The organism is Novosphingobium sp. ERN07, assembly GCF_012641335.1.
In the GTDB taxonomy this organism is placed as follows: domain Bacteria; phylum Pseudomonadota; class Alphaproteobacteria; order Sphingomonadales; family Sphingomonadaceae; genus Novosphingobium.
Genome location: NZ_JABAID010000058.1, coordinates 1 through 1,346, shown reverse-complemented (window position 1 = coordinate 1,346; position 1,346 = coordinate 1). Strand labels below are relative to the sequence as shown.

The window sequence follows — 1,346 nt, the reverse complement described above, 5'->3', positions numbered from 1 at the left end:
GAAGCTGCCGCTCGCCGATCCGAACGAGACGAGCACGCCCGAAAAGCCGAAGCCCACCACATCGGCAAATCCATCGCCGTTAACATCGGCAACATGGCGTGGGAACAGATCCTGCGTGGTCCACCCAGACGCCGGATTGAAGTTGGCAATAACCGCCGCACCCGGCGCGCGGAACGTGAACGAATAAAGCCCTTCGGAGAACTGAAGTTGTTCGACCCGCACCAGCGTGTCCGTGCCATCCTGCGCCGAGGTTACGGTCAGCGCATTCGTGCCCACCGTTATGGTAGACTGCGCGCGGGTTGCCGCGAAGATGGCACGATCACCACCGCGCCCGCCATCAAGCTGATCGTTTCCAGCTCCGCCGTTCAGAACGTCACCGCCAGCAAGACCGACAAGCGTGTCGTTCCCGCCGAGCCCGGACAGTGTGTCGTTGCCATTCGTGCCCAAAAGATAATCGTTCAACGCCGTCCCGGTGACGTTCGAGCCGCTGTAGTCGTTGTCGGCGATAATCGCCTGGACGTTGAGGCTTGACGGCCCGAGCGCGAGGCTCGTTGGCGTGAGGACCAGGCTTAAAGTCTCGTCTCCCTCGACGCGGGTGTCGCCGAGCACTGTTACGGGAACGTAGGCTACTGTCTGTCCCGGAGCAAAAGTCAGCGTTCCGGTGACAGCGACATAATCCTGACCTGCCGTGGCGGAACCGTCCGCCGTGGCGTAGTTTACCTGCAATTGTGTGGCAAAGGGTTGTGTCAACCGCACCTCGAACACGATCTGATTGGTCGGCTGCAGAGATTCATGTACGACTGTGCCAGTGCCTGCGATGGCGACGTTGTTGCCGAGGCCATCTTCATCAAGCACGATGCCCGAGACAAAGAGTGATCGTGCGGAGCTAGAGAGTTCGGCATTCTGCGGGTTGAACAGTTCAAGCGTCAGGCTCTCGTCGATCTCATCGAGACTGTCGCCGAAAGCCGAGAACTGCAACGTCGCCGTCGTCTGTCCGGGTGCGAACGTCAACGTGCCGGTGCGGTTGAAGTCCGTCGAGGTCTCTCCGTCGCTCAATGTGCCGTAACCCGGGCCTGAAAGCAGACGGTAGCTGACAGCGACCGAGCCCGCTGACGGCTGGTCCAGGGTTACGGTGAAGGCGATGCGTTCGCCTTCGGCCACGGCATAGCTGCTGACGGAGATGGCGGGTTGGTTGACGGTCGCATCGTCGTTGAGGATCGTTGCGATGCCGACGGTGCCTGCGGTTGAAGGTGCTGCGGCAGGCGGAGTGATCTTGAGGAAGAAGGTTTCGGTGGCTTCGATGGTTCTGTCGCCGGTAACGGGAACGTCGATGAAGCCGACGACCT

At 60.8% G+C, this 1,346-nt stretch carries 1 protein-coding gene; it reads right to left on the bottom strand.

The features are described 5' to 3' along the window. Positions 1 to 1,346: Calx-beta domain-containing protein (locus tag HGI47_RS22060; RefSeq protein ID WP_305081021.1), on the bottom strand; the 1,346-nt coding region annotated here is incomplete at both ends.